This is a genomic window from Sphingobacterium sp. G1-14 (genome assembly GCF_002196555.1).
GTDB lineage: Bacteria > Bacteroidota > Bacteroidia > Sphingobacteriales > Sphingobacteriaceae > Sphingobacterium > Sphingobacterium siyangense.
Genome location: NZ_CP021381.1, coordinates 4384303 through 4404583, shown reverse-complemented (window position 1 = coordinate 4404583; position 20281 = coordinate 4384303). Strand labels below are relative to the sequence as shown.

The window sequence follows — 20281 nt, the reverse complement described above, 5'->3', positions numbered from 1 at the left end:
TGCTTTATCTGCTTATTCGACGTTTATAAATCGTAGGTGTTTCGCCCGTTATTTTTTTAAAGAGTCTGTTGAAATAAGATATATTTTCAAAGCCCAATTTAAAGCACAGCTGTTGGATATTGTCTTCATCGATTAACATCATCAACTGTGCTTTTTCTATTTTTTTTTGATTGATGTAATGTACCGGTGTGGCATTCATGTGTTTTTTGAAAAGTCGGATCAGATGATCTTTGGAGATAAAAATCAGATTGGCAAGTTGTTCGATTGAAATCGTATGATTGATATTTTCGTCTATGTAATCGAGTACACGCAGAAGTCGTTTTTCTACTTGCGGTATTTTGTTGGTCGCTTCTGCTAGAAATCGGCTCATCAACAAATGAATGATCGCTTGGTTTTCGGAGGCTCTGGCGAAAGGCGAAGCCGTCTGAAGTGCCATATTTTTCATTAATTCTGATGAATTATCGTAGCCCTTTGGATCGTAAATTTTTAACTCACGACCTGGATTCGAGGCATAGAGATGCTGGATGACAGTCTCCAATAGCTGATCAGATTTGATCTCCTTTGGAAAAGTGTAACGATCAAAAATACTTGACCTTATTTCGGGATTTTCATAGATATGGATGTAATAGAGCGAGAGTTTAGCTGAACAGGCATAGCTATGATGGATATAGGCTGGTGTAAGATAGAGATGGCCAGGTCGAAGTTTAATGATTTCATCCTTTAAAATAATAGATGCCTCACCTTCACATACATAATGTATTCTTGCAAAGGGACTCTTAATATTTTGAAAGTTCCAATCTGCCAGATGTTCCGCATAGCCAATATTCAATAGTGTAAAATCGAGTTTATTCTTTTCGTTATTTATCATTATGCGAAGCAGAAAAATAGTTAGATACCATAAATCTCAGATACAATAATACTCGTTTTCTCTAAAAAAAATAGCACTTTTTACCTAAAGTTGTCGATAATGTGTTTTTTTTCGCAATCAACGCATCTCTAAGAGATCGTTGTATGTTTTTGTAGAATTATTCCGAGCGTTTTGTTTTTTGTGAAGGCTATGGTTTCATAACAGCTTTACTAGTAGCTGAACTTATCTGAGCAATATTTTTTTAGCATCAAGCAATTTGTCTGATCGTTAATAACCTTCCTTTATTTGGTATTTTTGAAAGAGAGGTTTTGTGATATATATGGGGATGGATCGATATCGTGTTAGTTTTTATCGCTAATGTAGTTCTTTTCTCCATTCTATATAATTATTTTTGACTATACGATAATAGTAAAGATTCCAAAACAGGAAATCTCATCAATTCCGATATGAGCTTTGGTACAATTCATAATCAACGCAATTGTTATTTAAATCTTGATGCCATTTATAAATGAAAGCAATAAAAATAGTGAAAGAGGGACGTGTGGAAATCATGGATATTCCGCAACCGACTGTTAAGGATGGACATGTCCTCGTAAAGGTAGACTATGTTGGATTCTGCGGTTCGGATCTGAATACCTTTCGGGGGTTGAATCCATTGGTCAATTTGCCGGTCATACCAGGGCATGAAATTGGGGCAACGGTCGTGGAATTGGGGACTAATGTGACAACTGATCTTAAGGTTGGTACAAAAGTTACAGTAAATCCGTATTCCAACTGTGGTGTTTGTACCGCATGTAAAAATAATAGGCCCAACGCTTGCCGTTACAACGAGACTATGGGTGTACAGCGTGATGGCGCCATGACCGAATATCTTGTCTTACCTGTTGAAAAGATCATCGCTAGGGGACAACTTTCATCCAAAGAATTGGCTCTTGTGGAACCTATGAGTGTGGGCTTCCACGCCGTTGACCGAGCATCGGTAACAGACAGCGATATTGTATTGGTATTTGGATGTGGTATGATCGGAGTGGGGGCGATCATTCGGTCAGCATTACGGGGAGCTACAGTCATTGCTGTCGATGTGAGTACTGAAAAGCTCGAACTAGCGAAAAAACTAGGTGCAAAGTATACGATTAATAGCGCTACGGAAGATCTGCATGCGAAGTTGGATGTGTTGACTCAGTCCATGGGAGCTGATGTTGTTATCGAAGCCGTTGGCCGAAAGGAAACATACCTGGCGGCCATTGTTGCCGCTGCATATACAGGCAGAGTGCTGTATATAGGGTATGCAAAGGAAGCGATTCCTTTTGATACACAATTTTTTGTCAAAAAGGAACTTGATATCAGAGGGTCGCGCAATGCCACGGCAAAGGATTTTGCTGCGGTAATGAATTACTTGAAAATGAAAACCTGCCCGATCGAAGAACTGATAACGGCTATTTATCGGGTGGAAGATGCACAATTAGCCTTGGAATCATGGTTGAATGATCCCGGACGTGTTTTTAGGCTACTGATCGCGTTTTGACCGAAGCGGCTTTGGCTTTGTGAAAGATCGAATTGAGAGAAGGGAAACTATAAAATATCTTGCTGTTAAATGAAGGATAATGAAACAATATTAAAGCAATATATGTACATTTAGGTGTTCGTAGTACAATTTAAATACCTAAAGGAAAAAAATAAACTTCAATGGCAATGCGTAGGAAATTTTTAGCGTGTTTCTTCATCATACTGTTTTCAAAGGTGTTATTTGGTAATCCGCAAGATTCTGTTCAGCAGGGATTTGTCGCCAAGACGGAACGATTTTTTAAAGAATCGGCTAAAAGGAGTATCCGGGATTTGGAAATGGACCGTGCTGCAATCCGCCAAAATCGGGTATTGGAGGATATTAAGTTATTGGCGAGCCAATCGCGTTCCTTTCTGCACAAAGGTTTCGATTCGTTGAGCGTTGACCAGGGGCTGAAGGAGCTGATCGTCTTACACGATATCGCAAAAGATGGTGTTTTTGAAAACAAGGGGTCTGCCCAATCATCGCGCAATCTTGCAGTGACCTTCAACATTTTGAACGCACTTTCCATAGAGGTAAGGAGTTTAAAACGCGATATGGACCGTTATCAGGATAGGCTCACAAATTATCAGTTGGATCTCGACTCGTTGAGCAATGACCCCGCACTTTTTGTCATCTTTAAGGATTATGAGCTTTAAAAAAGCCTATCAGGCTGGATCACTGGATGATGCCAAAGTTTTGCTTAAGGATGCTGTAGGCAAAGCAAAAGAAGCTTCTGCTTACAGTATAATTCCAGATTGCAATTGTGCGAATGCCAAAAATTACGCACTTAATGCGGTAATCTTTGGAAATAAGGCGTTAAAAACAGCTGATTTGGACAATCTAAAAAAGTGGGCCAAGAAAGCGATGGATATGTCACTGGATGTGATGACAGCCATACCCAATTGCAAATAATTTTGAGCATATTCAATAAACTTTAGGCAGGCTTTGGAAATTTAGGAAATCTTTGCTGAGAGTGCAGCATCGCCGAAATGGATTTAAAAATAGCTAAGTTTATTTGGCGAATAAACAAAAATAAAATACTTAAAACTATTTTACTGAGCTATTGTTCATTAAACCAAAGGTATATAAGGTATACGTCTATTAGAGGATAGTTTTTTGTAAAGGCTAGGTCAATATTGATCTAGCCTTTTTTTTGAATGAGTTAAGAAAGAATCGAGGTAAGTGTAGTTTTTTTTAAGGTAAATTTTTTAATTAGCATGTGATTGTTTAGCTTTGGTATTCCATTAGTCATTATTGTTAATTTATTACCTAAAAATTGTGCAAAGCCAAACTATTATTACTCTACTTATTGTTGGAATAGTCATCAGTAAAACGCTGATAGGCGTACTGATCTACTTTTTAATCCGAAAAAATCGGTTGTTAAAGGTCGAGCAGCTCAAATTGACGACCGCAAACAGTATCCTCAGTGAACAGGCAATTCGTATTCACCATTATAATGAGGAATTAAAAATTGCCGAGAGTTTCAAGACTAAAGTTTTATCGATTGCCTCACATGATCTCAGAGCACCATTTGCATCGGTCGAAATTTTGTTGGCGATTGATGATATTTCTCTAGTTGATAAGGAGGAGCTTAAACTCATCTTTTTAAATCTAAAAGGACAGGTGGCCAGATCGCGTACGATGTTGGAAGAGGTCTTACTATGGACAGAGTCACAACTCCGGGATAAACTTGAAAATACCGAGAACTGTAATATTCGCGATCAAATTGATGCGGTATTGGGGATCTATACGCTAGAAATCCAACGTTTCAATATACAGATCATAAATTCGGTGAATCCGGATTTTTGCGCGGATACACATAAAGGAATTCTCGCTTTTGTGCTAAGAAATGTGATTAGCAACGCCATTAAATATGGACGAGTCGGCGGTAGCATTGTGTTGCAACTGATAGATGATCCGAGCGATCGGTGGGAACTTATCGTCAGCAACGAAGGGGAAGAACTTACGTCGGAAGTCCTCCATAATCTAAATTTTGTCAATAGCTGGGACCGTAAAAAATCTGAGAGCAAAAATGGTGCAGGGTTGGGTATCTCCCTCTGTAAGGATTTGATCAAACGGATTGATGGAAAAATGCAGTTCGAGAATCAGCATGGTACAGGCGTTTCTGTTCGGATCTCGTTTCCGCGGAAGGCTTATCAGGCTGTCTCTTGATAACAATCTATCTACTGTAAAAGCCCGATATAGATCGGGCTTTTTTGATGAAAATTTAAATGACAAACTTAGTTTTTCATGAAAGATCGGTTGGTATGAAAGATCCGTAAACCAATTATTTTGCGGTTTTTCCAGACGAAAAACACATCAAAGGTGTTGAACAAATTTTACTTTTTGATAGCCTCTAGCATAAAAAGTCCTTCAGTTTCGAAAGGGAGTTCAAGAATACGATTTTGTGCATCCATATCGACTTCAATAGAATCAAATCCAACTGCTTCCAATAGTTCGACGTCTTTGGCAGGACGTGGATGTGCACTGATGTCCAATGCCGATTTGATGTCATTGATCTGATCGATGGCGCCCGATGGGCATTCATCGTGCCTGTCGGTACTAAAGACCGTTTTCCCAAAATCGGCATCCAGGTTGATCAGTTTTCCACCCGGTTTAAGTACACGTTCCATCTCGCGGTAGCATTTTTCAAGATCGGGGATGGTCCATGTCATCAACCTGGTGAAGACGAAGTCAAAGGTGTTGGCTTCAAATTGTAGTACTTGTGCATCCATGACCCGATAGTCTACGCGAAGTTCTAGTTCTTCGCTGACGAGTTTTGCATATTCAATCATCTGCGGGGAGAGGTCAACGGCAGTAACTTCAAAACCGGCAAGGGTCATAATGTTGGCAAAATATCCGGTAGCAGTACCAACTTCAAGTACTTTATTGCCCGTAGTCTGGCTACGGACCGACTTGAAAAACGCAAGCCAGCGTTCGGTCTCCGGCCGGGACCAAGCTTCATCCCTTTCCTTGCGCCAGGAGCTACTACGGTCATTCCAATATGCTGTTATTCTTTTAATCATCGTAATAATGTTAACGGGTACAAATTTATCCATTTTATCAGCAACAATTGCTGGAATTTATGTCATATCTCCGATCAGCTTATTTTGGATTTTTATTCTGCTTGCCTCAGCTGCGAACATTAATATCACCCAGCCAATGCACCAACGTAGTAATAAATAATAAGCAATACCTGTTGAATATTACACGATGACGTGGGTGATTTTGCTCAGGAAAACAAATTTTTGCTGTTTTTTGATTGTTTCAGTTCATCAATAGTCCGGTTGTATCGATCATAAATGACTTTTTCAGGTTCAAAATTTGGATTAGGTTTCCAATATTCTTCGATCTGAACCGTATTTTCCCTTAAGGTGGTCTTTGAGCTCAGTAGTGTTCCTTTTCCATGGACTTCGTTTATGTCAACAGGGGTGATGGAGGAAAAATGTTTTTCTAGCATTTTCGGGATTTCGCGAAAATTGATGCAATTTTCGTAAATAACGACCTTTTTACTTGTTTTTATCAAGGGTAAGAGAACTTTCGCTATCCATCCTGGCTTTTCTGAAGCGATTTGCAATGCCGGTTGTGTCAGATAAAAGCTGAACTGCGCCAGGTCGTCGCTGTGGTAGTTGGTGTATATAATGGTCTCGATAATTTCCCAGGAGATAAATTGGGTTGTTTTTAGCAAGGGGATTTGATAGGATAGGCCTTTATGATCGAATGTTACACATTCCTGTTGGGCGATCTGTTGTGTTATGGTTTTCTTGGATACTCGAAATCCAACGGTCATACCGTACAGGATAATACCTGGGAATAGTATGAAAAGTCCAGAAACGACATAAGCTCCCACAACTTTGCTGTTATGAACCATCATCAATATGGTCAAAGCTATTCCGATGCAGATAAACAGCCCAAGTAATAATTTAATGACTAAAAGAGGATTAAACTTCATTTGCTCAAAGCGCGTGATTTTTAGCTAAATGTACTAAAACTTCCTGATGTTTTAGAAAACATTTGGGCGTTTTGAAAAGAGGCAGTTCGTTGCTGGTAAGTCAATAATTAGTATATTTGCTGCACTAGCGATACATGAAAGCGAAACAATTGATATGGATTCTACTGCCGCTGATGCTCCTGCAGAGCTTCTCGTCGGTATGGCTATGGACTGTTTTTGAATTTAACAGAGATTATATCGCTAAGAATGAGTGTATCAATCGATTCAACGAAAAGGCACTTTCCTGTAGAGGACAATGTATTTTGATGAAGAAAATGCGTGAACATGAGGAGAAGGAACAAAAGAACCTGGAATCTCGTATAATCGACGTTGTATTTATCAATAATCAGCAATGTTTTAACCTTGATATCGCTTTTTTTGAAGAAGCAGCTGCGGAGACCTTACTTCCAGCATATCAGGCAAACTATAGTTATAGACCAATCTTTACTATTTTTCATCCACCTTTGGTTTAAGTCATTTTGCTTTTCGTACGGGCTGTCGGCATGTTGACTGATGGCAGGTACTGTCTATTTTCAAAAGATTTAAATCAATACATATGAATTTATATTCCCGTGTCGGGACTGTCGGGGGCGTAATCTTACTGCTACTCGCGTTTTCAGTTGCTTTTTCAACTTCATCCTGTACTGCCGATCATTCAAAAAAGAACGGAAAGAATGCTACGGATTTTATCCTGCCTAAGGAGTCCGATCTGGTCCGTATAGCGGATACTGTTTGGGATGTTACCAATTATACCGTATATGCGGATGCCAAACTCAACAATAAATATCATACCATTTATCTGCGTTTAAGAGATACCTCGGGAATTCCGATCAATGACAAATCCCTTGATTTCTATCCAGAAATGAGTATGGGACGTATGAAGCATGGAGGCCCCTTTGAGCATCCCGTCGCGCTCGGCGAAGGCTGGTATCGAGGCCCAATGGTTTTTATTATGGCAGATATCCCGCAGATGGGAAAGGGCTGGCAATTACATACGATACGTAGTCACAATCGCCTAAAAGATACACTTGCCATCAAGATTCCGGTTACCGCAGCAGTAACCATGCGAACAATGAGCTCAGGAACCAGAGACGATAGCCGCGTATTTATTTCCTGCCTATTGCCTGATAGCGTAAAGCAGGGGAAGCATCCGATCCGATTTTTAATGAATAAAATGGATGGTCATCATTTTCCGGTATTAGATCATTATGTCATTAAACTAAAGACCAATAGGCCTACTACGGAAACGGGGTCTTCGGAAAATTTTGCTGCTGAAAGTACAGGTAATGGTTACTATGAAGGCACTGTTAATTTTTCTATGCCTGGTCGCTGGGAAGTCATTGTCGAACTATGGAAAGCAGGCAAAAAATCAAATCAGGATGATATAAAATATCTAGTGCAGGTCACTTAATACAAACAGAATTTATTTTACCAATATACTTAAACAATAAAAGTGAAAAAGAAAATCAACGTAATTCTAGGCTGTTTCGGTTTTGTAGCTATACTGGCGTGTAGCGGAAATGAGGGTACAAAAGCCAAGAAAGAAGATCGTGCCGAGCAACCTTCCATAGCTGAGCCTGCGGCCATGCTCGATTATAAAACAGCGGGATCCAAAGGTGTAGGAACCATTACCTCCTTTGAACACAAACCCTTTGATGCGCAGCTTGCAAATAGGGGTGTAGAACTATTTGTGTCGAAATGTGCAATGTGCCATAGTTTTGACCGCACATTAGTAGGACCATCATTGGATGCTGTCATCAAACGTCGTACCCCGGAGTGGATTATGAACATGATGCTAGATCCGGCAACCATGCTGGAGAAAGATGCCGACGCAAAAGTACTTAGCAAGGAATATGGTTCGCCAATGATTAGTTTGGGCTTGAAGCCAGAAGAGGCACGTGCCATTTTAGAATATTTGCGCGAACGTAATAGCACAACAAAATAGATCGGATCAATGAAGTTTCAGCGCAGTAGATGGTGGTTTTGTATGTTAATGGCTTGGGCAATATGTGTGCAGGCAACCAATCTATTGTGGGCATTTATCGAATTTGAGTGCAATCGCACGTATATCGAGCAAAATCTCTGCGTCAATCGTTTTGAACCGGCAGTGAGCTGCAAAGGTTTCTGTTTCCTCAGCGAAAAGACGGTTGAACAAAAGGATGTGAACAATGTGCTCGCCAAAATGAAGGGGGTGGAAATATTGGTCTTTGTGCAGTATGTGAAGGAAATCTTGCTGTGCTCTCCAATAGTACCTGCTGTGAAGACTGTCTATCCGAAAGACTTTGTCTCTGATACCTTCGGAGGTATACTACCTAAAATTTTTAGACCGCCAATCATTTGATTATTCCACAAATATTTTTTTACAGAATAATCACAAAGAAATGGTAATACGAAAAGAGAAACTAGATTTTCTAAAATTAGAAGATATTGATTCCACTTCGAAGGGAATCGTTATTATGCCTATAGCAGCTTTTTTACAAGCTAAAGCAAATCAAAATACGCTCCATCTAAGATCTTTTTATACCCTTTTGTTTATCAAGAGTGGTGAACTGTCTATGGTAGCGGATCAGAGCGTACAGATTATAGCTGCCCATGATATAATCAGCATAAATTCAAATTGTGTGTGTAGTTTTCAGGCAGGTTCGTCTGTAGAAGGATACAGTGTCTTATTTACAGAATCTTTTTTCATGGAAAGGCAGAATACTGCTGTAAGAAAATCCTTTCATTTTTTAAGGAGTAGATGTAAGCACGCTTTTGTGCTCTCAAAAGAAGATATGATCAGTTGTCTACATATAGTAAGTTTGATGGAAACTGCTTATAATTCAGTTAAATTAAGTGCTCACGGTGTATTGAGCCGCTATTTAATTATGTTGCTCCAGATTTTGGGACGGCAAATCGTGGTCGATCATGTAGTTGTAAAGCAGGAGGATGATGACGATAAAATCCGAAGTTTCGAATCTTTGGTTGATAGTCATTATGCGCAGCAGCGTTATCCGTCATTTTATGCAGCGCAATTGAATATATCGATCAACTATCTTAATCGGATTTGTCGAAAAAAAAGATCGACGAGCTGCGGTACTATTATCCGTGGACGCATACTATTGGAGGCCGAGCGATTGCTTTATCATACTTTTAAAACGGTAAAAGAAATTGCCTTTGAACTTGGTTTTGAAAATGTACCATATTTCAGTACATTTTTTAAAGCAAATAAAGGAATGAGTCCTGAGGAGTTTAGGAAAAATTGTTAATGTAAATTTCACTAAAAGCCTTTTTCATGTAGTTGAAAAAGGCTTTATGTTTATTTTTTCTTTTCTGATTTTTTCTTACCATCAACAGGTAAATCCAATATAGCCATTAATAATAGATAATAACCTTTTTCCAATCCTATTTTTTGTGCTTTTTGGTGTATAGTGTCCATATCTTTAGTCAATTATTGTTTAAATTCTATTTTGCTATTTGGGTAAACAGAATCAAATGCTGTACCCAAAAGCTTCCCTTGGCCAGTTAACCGTATTTTTTAGGGTGTAAATAACGTAGCGCATTCACTTTGTGACAAAAAAATACGGACTGCTCAAGTATTTAATGCAGTGAACGTATCGGACGTATCCGCAGCGAGATGTAAAAAGTACATGAACGTCATTGCTGTAAAACATTTTCAACGTCAGTATTGTCATACTTCCAATTAATAATTAAAACAGGTATTTATGAAAAAGATAATTCCATTTGCGCTCATGTCGAGTTTATTGATGCTCGTGTCGAGCTGTGCAGCAATAGAGGGTATATTTAAAGCTGGTGTGTGGTCGGGCATCCTATTGGTTGTTGTCGTAGTCGCTATTGTCATTTGGTTGGTGAGCAAGCTGTTTGGCGGATCAAAATAATGAAATGAATAGGATTTTCGTTGATTAGGGACTTATTGTTTTTCGACGAGATATTTCCAGTAACGTTTGGGAACATGTCTTAAATGAAGCTTCAGGTTTTTGCGTGATTCAATAGAGGTACTCTTAAAATAAGTCTTCCAGAGACGCTGATAATCCTTTTCTTGAGGATCGAGATCCACTTCTAGCTGATATGGATCTTGAACCTCGTTATCATTATTATTTGATACCTCTAAGATATTTTTGCCATCATAATGGAAGCCATAATTTCGCCGTATATCATAAATCAACCAGCACTGGTCGGCGAATCGGTTTTTAAAGAAGTCTACAACCAGGGGGATCACATTGAAATCGGGTTCAACGATGGCTGTGTAGAGATTATCGTTGGACTTGACAAATCGGATAAAAGCCTTCATGCGGTGTCGTTCGCGACTGATCTTTTTGATCGTCTGATGGATACGGAGTATAGGTGGGTATCCATAATTGCGTATATCCAATTTTCCCCTTCGAAAAAGTTCGATAATCAGTCGAAATCCATTGAGCCATTCCGATTGATTATCGGACAAAAAGTTATGATAAAAAATTTTTGTTTCTTTTGCTCCAAGTATCTTTTCCATTGCCACTAAAATGCGCATGGCTTTTTTTACATCAGTATGAACCTGTCGCTTCTCCGAAAAAATATTTATTTCCACAGACTTTTCTGTTGTGGGAATGCTATCAAATTCTTTCCGTTCAAAGGCTTCAAATACACAACAAAGATATCCGGAATAACTTCCGTCAAAAATATAGTCCATTAGAAAAGTGTTAGCTGTGTATTGGAAGCCGTGACCAGTGTACGCGGGTTACTTTCAAGAATAGACTTTCTGATTTTTTCGGGATAATGGAAGCCTCCTGCTATGCATGTATCTTGGCAAACCATAAAATATTTGGCGCGATTATAGGCAATTCCTATTTTTCGAAGTTGATATTCCTTTAATTTTCCATATTTGCGCGACTGTACAATTTTGTTTGCGGATTGCCTGCCAATACCGGGGATTCGGATAATCCACTCATACGTAGCGCTGTTGATGTCGATGGGAAAGAATTGTGGGTTGCGTAGCGCCCAAGCAAGCTTAGGGTCTATTTCTAGATCGAGATGTTGATGCGTGCTGTTGAGTATTTCATGAAGCGAAAAACCATAAAACCGAAGTAGCCAATCCGTCTGATAAAGTCTGTTTTCACGTACAAGAGGTGGTGATGTCCCAATTTGGGGAAGGTTGGAATCGGTCGCGTTGATGGGAATATAACCCGAATAATAAACCCGTTTGAGATCGTAATCTTTATAGAATGTATTGGCGGCCTGCATAATCTGTAGGTCGCTCTCTGGAGTTGCTCCAATAACCAGCTGTGTACTTTGGCCTGCTGGTACAAACAAGGGTGTTTTCTTCTCTTTTTTTCGATCCTGCCGAAGGTTGAGGATTTCATTTTTAATAATCGCTAGAGGCTCGCGAACGGATTGATGATCCTTTTCGGGAGCAACTAGCTTGAGTCCCTCCTCAGTGGGAATTTCGAGGTTCACACTCATCCGGTCAACATATAGACCTGCTTCTTTTAATAACGATTCACTCGCACCCGGAATGGCCTTGAGATGGATATAACCATTAAACCGTTCTTCCGTCCGAAGTTTCTTGACGACCAACATTAAGCGTTCCATGGTATAGTCGGCAGATTTGAAAATACCCGAACTTAAAAAAAGACCCTCAATATAATTACGACGGTAGAAGTTCATGGTCAATTCGACAATTTCCTTTACCGAAAATGCTGCCCGTTGTACGTCATTGCTTCGTCGGCTCACACAAAATGAACAGTCGTAGATGCAATAATTGGTCATTAAAATTTTTAGTAGGGAGACGCAGCGACCATCTTCGGTGTAGGTATGACAAATGCCACTAGTCGATGAATCACCTATACCACCACTATTTTTTCGTTTACTTCCGCTTGAGCTGCAACTTACGTCATACTTAGCGGCATCAGCTAATATTTGCAATTTATCATCAAAACCAAACATGATTTATTTTCTACTATTTTGATGTAAAATTACTAATATTATTAGTATTAAGGATGCGTAAAATTACTTGATTTGCCTTTTTTTATTCGTACTTTTCCCCTTTCACTGCCGAAGATAGCCTGAATTTGCTGAAAAAATAAACGATTTTCTACAGGATACTGTTCCTTAATAAACGACATATTATGGCAGAGAATAATTTAAATAACAAAGAAGCTTTAGATAAGCTTAAAGCAATTGTAGATCAAATCGATGTGGGAACAGTGTGTTCATTCCCAGCTGAATCGGAGTATCCACATGGGGTTCCAATGAGTAGACAAGAAGTAGACGAAGATGGAGATATTTGGTTTATTTGTTCTGCTGAAAGCGATACCTTTAAGAATATCGCACAGAACCCAAAAGCTTCCTTATTTTATGCGGACCCAAAACACTACACCTTTCTAAGTATAAATGGTAAAGCGAGTCTTTCGCGAGATCAGGAAAGGATAGATCGTTACTGGAACAAAATGATGGAAGGATGGTTTGAGAAAGGTAAGGAGGATCCCAATATCCGATTGTTGCGTGTTACGCCTAAAGATGCTCATTATTGGGATTCAGACTCCAATATGATTGTCAACCTGTTTAAAATGCTAAAAGTTAGACTAACAGGTGAAACGGAAGATATAGGTAAAGAAGGAGATCTGAATATTTAAGTTCTTTAGCTAAAGAATTTACAGCAAATACAAGCTCCTCATTTTTAACGCTGAGGAGCTGTTTATCGTAATAAACTGCTTACAGTCTTCACGCGTTTCCTTTAATTACACGCAGAAGCACTGCAATTATAGCGATAACCAAAAGAATATGAATTAGCCCTCCGCCAACGAATCCACCAAAAAAACTGATTGCCCATATCAGGACCAAAATAACAGCGATAGTATATAATAGATTTCCCATAGTAATGATTATATGTGTTTATTGAATAACAATATTTATCCAGCGATGGTTTACTATTTTTTCTCTTTTTTCCACTTTCGGATTCTCCCGACTGCATTTTGATAAGGCGAAGCGGTGTTAAATTGAATCATTCTGCCTAAGGTCCATTTTTCATACCAATTTATACCATAAAGCTGCATGTTTGTTTTTTGCTCAAGGAGTTCCATAATTCTTAAAACAGTTTGATCTAGTTTTGCGCACAAAGTCGTAAAATCTAGGTCGGCATAATCCTGATAAAATTTTTGAGCCAGTTTGCCTAGCTCATTCCATTTAAAACCAGTCTCCGGAAAATCAACCTCTTTGTCATCTTCACTTTTCTTATTCCATTTGAGAACCAGCTCACCCCAGCCAATTAAATAGGAAATTAGGTTATTTATACTCATTATGGTTCCTTTAGCATGCCCCTGGAGTATAAGAAGATTAGTTTGATCGATTGGAATATCGGAAAGTTCACAGACAAGTTTGCTGTAATTTGTACGTATAGCTTGAAGGAGTTCGTCTTTTGTGGTTGGTATAGCCATGGCATAAATGTGAATCATGCATAAGATACAGATAATTATGTAAAATTGATGAGCTCGGGATGGAGTTGTAGAGCAGAACGCGTTCAGAAGCTCGCAATAGACAATGTTTGACAATGCCCTTTGTTTTAGTCTGATAGCTTTTTTGAATATATTACTGGAATTGAAAAAACTGAGTCTTTAAAAGTGTAAAAAATATGGTTTAATTAGTTTTTTTTGATAAAATTTATTGTTTTATTGTGATCATGTTGTGTTTTATTCTGTTTATAGCGAATATTGTTGTACGCATTTAAGTGGTGTTTTTTACAGAAAAAATACTGTATCAAATGTGCGGCCGATGAAATAATAAACTGAAAAATTGATACAAACATGAAAAAGATTTTATTGTTAGTGACCGTGGTTATGTTCGCCGTTTCGGGCGCATTCGCTCAGATCCATAAACCTGTAAAATGGACTGTAGCCAGCAAAAAATTGAACAGCAAGGAAGCTATGGTTTACGTGAAGGCTACCATTCAAGATGGTTGGCACATTTACTCTCAAAATGTAAAAGATGGAGGACCAATTCCAACATCTTTCAATTTCAGTAAAACCGCTGATTATGCGTTGGTAGGTAAGACAGCTGAACCAAAACCAAAGATTAAACACGAAGAGGTTTTCAAAATGGATGTGGGATACTTCACAAATGAAGTGATCTTTCAGCAAAAGGTTTCGCTTAACAAAGGAACTGCAACAGTAAAAGGTACAGTGGAATGGCAAGCTTGTGACGCATCACAATGTCTTCCTCCAGATGAATATGCTTTTGCTGTAACGATCAAATAATGTCATAAATAACAGCAATTAACCATCTAAAGCGATTTTGCGCTTAGGATAATTGATAGAAAAAGGAAAAATTAAGGATAAAGGCTAGGTGTGATTATCTGGCCTTTTTGTTTAAAGGGCCTTTTGGTATAAAAAATAGACCCTTTGGTATAATATGTTAAATCTATTTTTTACGAAATTTTAGTTTTGTTTAAATGGATTACACAAACTTACTTCAGCAGGCAGATCTTTTTTTAGTGCAGAGTTACCGCGAGAACCACAATCCACAACTGTGTTTTCACACGATTGATAGGGTTCGTGATATTGTAAATGCGGTAGTTATTCTGAGTGAAAAGTATAGCTTGACGGCCGAAGATAAATTCGTCGTAAATTGTGCCGCTTATTTTCAGGATATAGGTTATCTATTTGAAGGGGTAAAAGGAACCCGTCAGAAGAGCGCATCTGCAGCAAGGTGTTTTTTACAGGAATATTTGGTTGCAGAGTCCGTAATCAAAAAAGTTGAAATGTGCATTTTTGCAACAAGGCCCTCGAAAAAGCCAGAAAATCTGCTGGAGGAAATAGTTGTGGATGCAGTTTCTTTTCATTTAGGAAGTAAAAGTTTTGTTGACCTTAACCAAAGGATGTATCTGGAGGTAAATTATAGAAAGAATCAGGTGATCGATGAACGTATCTGGTGTGCACTGACCCTTGTCTTCTTGCGAACCCACACGTACTTTACGAAGGAAGCGCGAATATTGAAGGACAGTATAGAGAAAAATAATATAGCCTATTTTGTGAAGTTGCAAATTACAGGAAAACAGTTATTGGTCTAATGTAATGGTGTGTTTTATGGTAAAAATGATAAAGATAGATCGATTAAAGTTGAAGCATTGTACACTAGTTTGTTTTTTGATCATGGAATTGTTCGGTTTCAAGACCGCATGTTACGGACAAATGGGTTTTGGACTTCGGCTTGGTGGTAATATTTCGCGTGCAAGTGGGAATGCATTTGGCGCCAATAGAATGGGATATCAATTGGGGGGAGATTTGATATTTGAGCTTAATAGCAAAATGGATATTCAAGTTGAACCTAGTTATAATTTAACCAGAATACGTGTTAATGACAACACAGCTTCCCTTTCCGGAGGTTTGTCCAAAGGGACCCGTTCGCTGAAATATCTCAACACTCCGGTGTACCTTAAAGTTAATTTTACAAGAAAATTTTCCATCCTGGGCGGTCTAGATTTTAATATGTTGCTCAATGACGACGCTTATAAACTCAATGATGGAAAACCAGCGTTCAACAGGCGTACACGGATTGGTTACGCATTAGGGATAGACCTTGGTGCGCTGTATTTTAGATACCGACAGTTCAAAAAGAATAATAAAATCGTAGATAACTGGGATGCACATATTGACCAGTATCAACTGGGATTTAAAGTGCGTTTGTTTTAAGCTAATAGTTCCACTGGTAGGTAACCTTTACAGACTTTCCTGTGCTGTAAGCTGAGCCGCTCTGATTTTGCTACATCAGGCGGCTTTAATTTTATTAATGATTTATATTGTTGTGGAGATATGCATTGCTGGATATCAAGGATATTTGCAGGACAAGCTCTACACACCAATCGATGTACTTGTAACGGGGGATGGAAAATGGTGCTCATAAGGGGCTGAAGGATTTTCCCCGTTTATCAAACTAGACTGCAAATACTGGGATGCTGATCGTGAACGTACGTTACGACAAGGGGATGCTGATCATGTTAAACGAGGTTTATACTTCAGCATTCGCAAGTTTTAAGGAAGTTCACCTGTTAATTGTTTTAGCGTATATCTTTATAATGCAACAATATTGCATTTGTTTTGTTTTGTTTTTACATTTGTTTAAACGAAATTACTATGAGCAGCATTTCCAAAAAAGTTAAATTACCTGTCACCGTTCTAAGTGGATTTTTAGGTGCGGGAAAAACCACACTATTGAATCATATTCTACACAATAAGGAAGGCAAGAAAGTTGCTGTTATTGTTAATGATATGAGTGAAGTGAACATTGATGCACAAGCTGTTGAACGTGAAAATGTGCTTTCGCGAACAGAAGAAAAGTTAGTGGAGATGAGCAACGGATGTATTTGTTGTACCTTAAGGGAGGATTTGATGGTGGAGGTGGAGCGACTAGCGAAAGAAAATCGCTTTGATTATCTTCTTATCGAGAGTACTGGTATTTCGGAGCCTATTCCAGTAGCGCAGACATTCAGTTATAGTAGTGCTGACAATGGGATTGATCTGTCTACGTTCAGTTACATTGATACTATGGTAACTGTGGTGGACTGTTTCAATTTTGCTAAAGATTTTGGAAGCGCCGATACCTTATTAGATCGGAAACTGACGGATGACGACTATGACAATAGGGCAATTGTAAATCTGTTGACTGATCAGATCGAATTTGCCAATGTTATCCTTTTGAATAAGGCCGATCTGGTATCTGAGGAAACTTTGGGCACTCTCGAGTCTGCTATTGGGCGGCTCAATCCCGGAGCCAAGTTAATCCGTACACAATTTGGACGTGTTGATCCAAAGGAAATTATGGGTACGAGCTCGTTTGACTTTGATGAAGCTTCCTCTTCGGCTGGATGGATCAGAGAACTTGAAAATGAACATAGCCCCGAAACAGAGGAGTATGGTATTTCATCTTTTGTCTTTCGATCGCAACGGCCCTTCCATCCACAACGGCTGCACCGTTACCTCAACGAGCGTTACCCGCACAATATCATACGAGCCAAAGGTCTACTGTGGTTGGCCTCCCGCCCGCATTTGGCCATCAGTTTTAGTCAGGCAGGTGGTAGCGTAAGGTTGGAAAGTGCAGGCTCATGGTGGAGTAGCATGCCCGAAGAGCAGCGCTATCAGTATCCCGGTTATGCCGAAATCAGCGCTGAACTTCTTAAACGTTGGCATCCGGAGTGGGAAGATCGAAAAAATGAATTGGTATTTATAGGTCAGGATCTGGATAAAGAAAAATATCTGGCGGAGCTGGAAGAATGCCTGTTGACCGAAGAAGAAGGCGATGACTGGCGTTTTACCTGGTGGAAAGACGAATTTCCTAAAAATATTTAAAACTATTTGCGATCTGCATCGGTTAAAAAAGTAAGTAATGTAGGTTAGATATTGTATTTTTCGAAGGTCAGGGGGTGATTTCCTGGCCTTTTTTATGCTGATTTGTCAGATGTTATTAAGTTACGGTTCTGAACCTTCATCAATCCCCCATAAAAAAAATAGGGATCTCTTCCTAAAACGCTTGATCATGATGGTTGAAAATCATCCTTCTGATTCCAAAAATTTCAAAGTATTATAGCAATTTTGAAATTGTATAGTAAAAGGACAGCATAGTTGTGGGACAATTATCGTCACCATGCACGATAAAATTAACTATGAGCAGAATGTAATTTCTAAAATAATACCTTTAAGGTTTTAACTTGTATTAATGTCGATACTAAAAAAGTATTATAAGAAAGTGGAGGCTTATTTTAATGCTATTGAATACATGTACACGCTGGTAATATCTTTAGGCCTTGATTGGCGAAAGGAATCGATCTGAAAAATGTAATTAACACGCTCTCAAAAAAATAGTATTGATATAACCTAAATATAGACACTCTTTGACCGATCTATTCGGTGAAATATAAGTAACGAGATTGTCAGAATAATCATTAGTTATTTAGAATAGTTTTAAATAGATGACTTTGAATGTATATTTGGAATGCAGAAAAGGTATACCTTTTAACTGCATACTGATTTTATATTGAACGATTATTGTTAGCTAGATGAATAAAGTAGAACTGTTTGAAAATGAGCGCGCAAGTGGCTATGACCAATTTGTTGAGAGCTGGATTCCCAATTACCATTATTTTTTAGATCAGTTGCCAAAGCTCCTCCGAGAAACTGAAAATAAGGATTTATTGGTGGTCGGATGTGGCACAGGAAATGAAATAGAACGTTTTGTTGACACAGCAGAATCTTGGACAATAACCGGGGTAGATCCGTCGCCTGAGTTGATTAGTCAGGCCCTGGAAAAATTTGAAGCGGATGAGAATGTTCATCTTGTCGAAGGTGTGGTAAGTGATTTGGACGAAGAGAAACAATATGGTGCTGCGACGCTTTTGCTTGTATTACACTTTTTAGAAGACAATGGCGAAAAATTGGTTCTGCTCCAAGATATTTCCAAGAGAATGATGTCGCAAGCACCCTTGTTATTATTAGATATTACGGGCAATAAGGAGCAGATTCAACAAAACTTGCAGTTGTTGAGGCTTCTTCTGCCCAAGGGGATAGATGAAATACAGGTCGCTCAAAGATTGCGAAGAATCGAGCATGAATTGTTGCATGTCTCGGAAGAACGATTAGCCGAGCTCTGTGAGGAAGCTGGATTTGAACCTCCTGTTCGATTCTTTCAATCATCGATTTATATGGGGTGGATAACCCGAAAAAAAGATATTATTTCCTTTTCTTAGCAAAGGGATTGAAGGAAAGCCCTGCATTAATATAAAACGAAGGATCAGGACTTGCTTCCCATACATAATCGCGCTGGGTTTTGTTTTTTTCAAATACGCGTGCACGAGGTATGGTTTTTAGTCCTGATTTAAGGGTAGCAATAAAAGATCGGCCCAGGTTATGTTCATAAGTCAGACCCGAATTGATCTCCATCTGACTGAAGGTATATACTTTTTCAGCGCCCTGAAAGTTATAGAGGTAGAAGATCGTACTATTTAAATCGGAACCTATTGAAACGCGGCCATTCCGCAAGACCTCTTTTCGAAGGTAGGCTCCTTTAGGTAAGATGACATCAAGTATCATCCCATTGGCAAATTGTTGCTTGTAGGCAAAGGTTGGGAAAACCGGAATAATTGCTGCCGGATCTATAAAGCCGATGAGGCCCACCGCCATTTGAATCTCCCGCGTAGCTTTTAGTACCACAGTAGCAGATAATATCCCATTAATGCGTTCTATTGCTTTTTCACTCCCATTGGCAGCAACCGTTGCGGTATAAAATGCTACTTTGCCCCATAAACGTGAATAACGGGTAAGATTAAGTGATTCGTAATGATAATGATATTGATGGGTTGACTGTATGGTGGATTGTGCGATGGGGTCTAGACGATTGGAGTTGATAGAAGTGAATTGATAGCCAATATTGGTACCCAAGTTCCAGGTTCTGCTCTTTAAAAAATTAATGTTGATACTACCTCCGGCTTGGTACATCGATTCTACTTTTGTTTTAGGTAAATCCTGACCTTGGAGTTTTGATGAATAACGGTATCCTGTATTGGATTCATAGGTCAAATTGAGAACCCGTGTTATGGGGAATTTGTCGGTAACAACAGCCCTCACTTTTTGCTGTACGCTATCTTTAGTCTGTGCGATTGAAGTGGATATACGAAACAATAGTACAAACACTAAAAGTATTTTTTGCATAAATGTATGATTAAAATCATTGTAAGGATAGCCGAAATTTGTAGGTGGAATTTTTTTTTAGACCAACAGGTGTTGTTTTTATACAAAAGTCCAATTTAGGGGAACAGTGAAAAGGAACGTTAAAAATCATCTCCCAGTTTTGGTATAAAAAAAACAGGTCTTCGTATAAGAGATCGGATTCTTGCCAAGAAAAGCTTTATTTTTGT

At 38.8% G+C, this 20281-nt stretch carries 24 protein-coding genes; 16 read left to right on the top strand and 8 right to left on the bottom strand.

Annotated elements, in window-relative coordinates:
* Nucleotides 1-4 precede the first annotated feature (4 nt).
* Nucleotides 5-868: a helix-turn-helix domain-containing protein gene (locus CBM24_RS19100; protein ID WP_088162333.1), complete on the bottom strand. Its 864-nt coding sequence runs from the start codon at nucleotides 866-868 to the stop codon at nucleotides 5-7.
* A gap of 508 nt (nucleotides 869-1376) precedes the next feature.
* On the opposite strand from CBM24_RS19100, the gene CBM24_RS19095 reads away from it, so the two are divergent.
* The 4 genes from CBM24_RS19095 to CBM24_RS19080 all read left to right on the top strand — a co-directional run bounded on the left by CBM24_RS19095 (nucleotide 1377) and on the right by CBM24_RS19080 (nucleotide 4586).
* Entirely contained in the window at nucleotides 1377-2393 is a 1017-nt protein-coding gene (locus CBM24_RS19095; protein WP_088162332.1) for a zinc-binding alcohol dehydrogenase family protein, read from the top strand.
* Nucleotides 2394-2560: 167 nt separating this feature from the next.
* Entirely contained in the window at nucleotides 2561-3070 is a 510-nt protein-coding gene (locus CBM24_RS19090; RefSeq protein ID WP_157698526.1) for a hypothetical protein, read from the top strand.
* On the top strand, nucleotides 3060-3326 hold the full coding sequence (locus CBM24_RS19085; protein ID WP_232475571.1) for a hypothetical protein: 267 nt from the start codon (nucleotides 3060-3062) through the stop codon (nucleotides 3324-3326). Before CBM24_RS19090 ends, CBM24_RS19085 begins: the two co-directional genes overlap by 11 nt.
* A 366-nt stretch (nucleotides 3327-3692) precedes the next feature.
* Nucleotides 3693-4586 carry a sensor histidine kinase gene (locus CBM24_RS19080; protein WP_088162330.1) on the top strand — a complete coding sequence of 298 codons (894 nt, stop codon included), beginning with the start codon at nucleotides 3693-3695 and terminating at the stop codon, nucleotides 4584-4586.
* 167 nt (nucleotides 4587-4753) lie between these two features.
* Here the strand turns inward: CBM24_RS19080 and CBM24_RS19075 are convergent, their stop codons facing one another.
* The gene (locus CBM24_RS19075; RefSeq protein WP_075993544.1) at nucleotides 4754-5440 is read right to left on the bottom strand and encodes a class I SAM-dependent methyltransferase; all 687 of its coding nucleotides are present in this window, start codon (nucleotides 5438-5440) and stop codon (nucleotides 4754-4756) included.
* Between the two features lie 206 nt (nucleotides 5441-5646).
* A complete protein-coding gene (locus tag CBM24_RS19070) occupies nucleotides 5647-6366 on the bottom strand; it encodes a hypothetical protein (RefSeq protein ID WP_088162329.1) in 720 nt (239 codons plus the stop codon).
* A 134-nt stretch (nucleotides 6367-6500) separates the two neighbouring features.
* Between CBM24_RS19070 and CBM24_RS19065 the strand changes: the two genes are divergently transcribed.
* From CBM24_RS19065 to CBM24_RS27600, 6 genes are all read left to right on the top strand, one after another.
* Entirely contained in the window at nucleotides 6501-6878 is a 378-nt protein-coding gene (locus CBM24_RS19065) for a hypothetical protein (RefSeq protein WP_075993542.1), read from the top strand.
* A gap of 83 nt (nucleotides 6879-6961) precedes the next feature.
* Nucleotides 6962-7816 carry a FixH family protein gene (locus CBM24_RS19060; protein WP_088162328.1) on the top strand — a complete coding sequence of 285 codons (855 nt, stop codon included), beginning with the start codon at nucleotides 6962-6964 and terminating at the stop codon, nucleotides 7814-7816.
* 42 nt (nucleotides 7817-7858) lie between these two features.
* Nucleotides 7859-8350: a c-type cytochrome gene (locus CBM24_RS19055; RefSeq protein WP_088162327.1), complete on the top strand. Its 492-nt coding sequence runs from the start codon at nucleotides 7859-7861 to the stop codon at nucleotides 8348-8350.
* 9 nt (nucleotides 8351-8359) lie between these two features.
* Nucleotides 8360-8746 carry a hypothetical protein gene (locus CBM24_RS19050; RefSeq protein WP_157698525.1) on the top strand — a complete coding sequence of 129 codons (387 nt, stop codon included), beginning with the start codon at nucleotides 8360-8362 and terminating at the stop codon, nucleotides 8744-8746.
* 40 nt (nucleotides 8747-8786) lie between these two features.
* The gene (locus CBM24_RS19045; RefSeq protein WP_088162325.1) at nucleotides 8787-9653 is read left to right on the top strand and encodes a helix-turn-helix domain-containing protein; all 867 of its coding nucleotides are present in this window, start codon (nucleotides 8787-8789) and stop codon (nucleotides 9651-9653) included.
* Between the two features lie 456 nt (nucleotides 9654-10109).
* A complete protein-coding gene (locus CBM24_RS27600; RefSeq protein WP_198385947.1) occupies nucleotides 10110-10283 on the top strand; it encodes a hypothetical protein in 174 nt (57 codons plus the stop codon).
* 32 nt (nucleotides 10284-10315) lie between these two features.
* Here CBM24_RS27600 and CBM24_RS19040 read toward each other — a convergent pair whose 3' ends face one another.
* Both CBM24_RS19040 and CBM24_RS19035 read right to left on the bottom strand, forming a co-directional pair.
* Nucleotides 10316-11074, bottom strand: coding sequence for a TIGR03915 family putative DNA repair protein (locus CBM24_RS19040; RefSeq protein WP_088162324.1), 759 nt, complete (start codon nucleotides 11072-11074; stop codon nucleotides 10316-10318).
* Complete coding sequence (locus CBM24_RS19035; RefSeq protein WP_075993537.1) at nucleotides 11074-12327, bottom strand: putative DNA modification/repair radical SAM protein; 1254 nt, start codon at nucleotides 12325-12327, stop codon at nucleotides 11074-11076. The genes CBM24_RS19040 and CBM24_RS19035 overlap by 1 nt, the downstream gene beginning before the upstream one ends.
* A gap of 182 nt (nucleotides 12328-12509) precedes the next feature.
* Between CBM24_RS19035 and CBM24_RS19030 the strand changes: the two genes are divergently transcribed.
* The gene (locus tag CBM24_RS19030) at nucleotides 12510-13016 is read left to right on the top strand and encodes a pyridoxamine 5'-phosphate oxidase family protein (protein ID WP_088162323.1); all 507 of its coding nucleotides are present in this window, start codon (nucleotides 12510-12512) and stop codon (nucleotides 13014-13016) included.
* An 88-nt stretch (nucleotides 13017-13104) separates the two neighbouring features.
* On the opposite strand, the gene CBM24_RS27385 is transcribed toward CBM24_RS19030, so the two are convergent.
* Nucleotides 13105-13257, bottom strand: coding sequence for a lmo0937 family membrane protein (locus CBM24_RS27385; protein WP_112376008.1), 153 nt, complete (start codon nucleotides 13255-13257; stop codon nucleotides 13105-13107).
* Nucleotides 13258-13310: 53 nt separating this feature from the next.
* A complete protein-coding gene (locus CBM24_RS19025) occupies nucleotides 13311-13835 on the bottom strand; it encodes a ClbS/DfsB family four-helix bundle protein (RefSeq protein WP_286848033.1) in 525 nt (174 codons plus the stop codon).
* A gap of 348 nt (nucleotides 13836-14183) precedes the next feature.
* Here CBM24_RS19025 and CBM24_RS19020 point away from each other — a divergent pair, with 348 nt between their 5' ends.
* The 5 genes from CBM24_RS19020 to CBM24_RS19000 all read left to right on the top strand — a co-directional run bounded on the left by CBM24_RS19020 (nucleotide 14184) and on the right by CBM24_RS19000 (nucleotide 19114).
* The gene (locus CBM24_RS19020; RefSeq protein ID WP_088162322.1) at nucleotides 14184-14633 is read left to right on the top strand and encodes a protein-disulfide reductase DsbD N-terminal domain-containing protein; all 450 of its coding nucleotides are present in this window, start codon (nucleotides 14184-14186) and stop codon (nucleotides 14631-14633) included.
* Between the two features lie 194 nt (nucleotides 14634-14827).
* Nucleotides 14828-15445 (top strand): hypothetical protein, encoded by a 618-nt coding sequence (locus CBM24_RS19015; protein ID WP_088162321.1) that lies wholly within the window; start codon nucleotides 14828-14830, stop codon nucleotides 15443-15445.
* A gap of 25 nt (nucleotides 15446-15470) precedes the next feature.
* Nucleotides 15471-16067 (top strand): outer membrane beta-barrel protein, encoded by a 597-nt coding sequence (locus tag CBM24_RS19010; RefSeq protein WP_157698524.1) that lies wholly within the window; start codon nucleotides 15471-15473, stop codon nucleotides 16065-16067.
* A 441-nt stretch (nucleotides 16068-16508) separates the two neighbouring features.
* A complete protein-coding gene (locus CBM24_RS19005) occupies nucleotides 16509-17720 on the top strand; it encodes a GTP-binding protein (RefSeq protein WP_070568083.1) in 1212 nt (403 codons plus the stop codon).
* 707 nt (nucleotides 17721-18427) lie between these two features.
* A complete protein-coding gene (locus CBM24_RS19000) occupies nucleotides 18428-19114 on the top strand; it encodes a class I SAM-dependent methyltransferase (protein ID WP_088162319.1) in 687 nt (228 codons plus the stop codon).
* Here CBM24_RS19000 and CBM24_RS18995 read toward each other — a convergent pair.
* Nucleotides 19098-20075 (bottom strand): hypothetical protein, encoded by a 978-nt coding sequence (locus tag CBM24_RS18995; RefSeq protein WP_088162318.1) that lies wholly within the window; start codon nucleotides 20073-20075, stop codon nucleotides 19098-19100. The two genes, CBM24_RS19000 and CBM24_RS18995, sit on opposite strands and share 17 nt — an antisense overlap.
* Nucleotides 20076-20281: the final 206 nt, after the last annotated feature.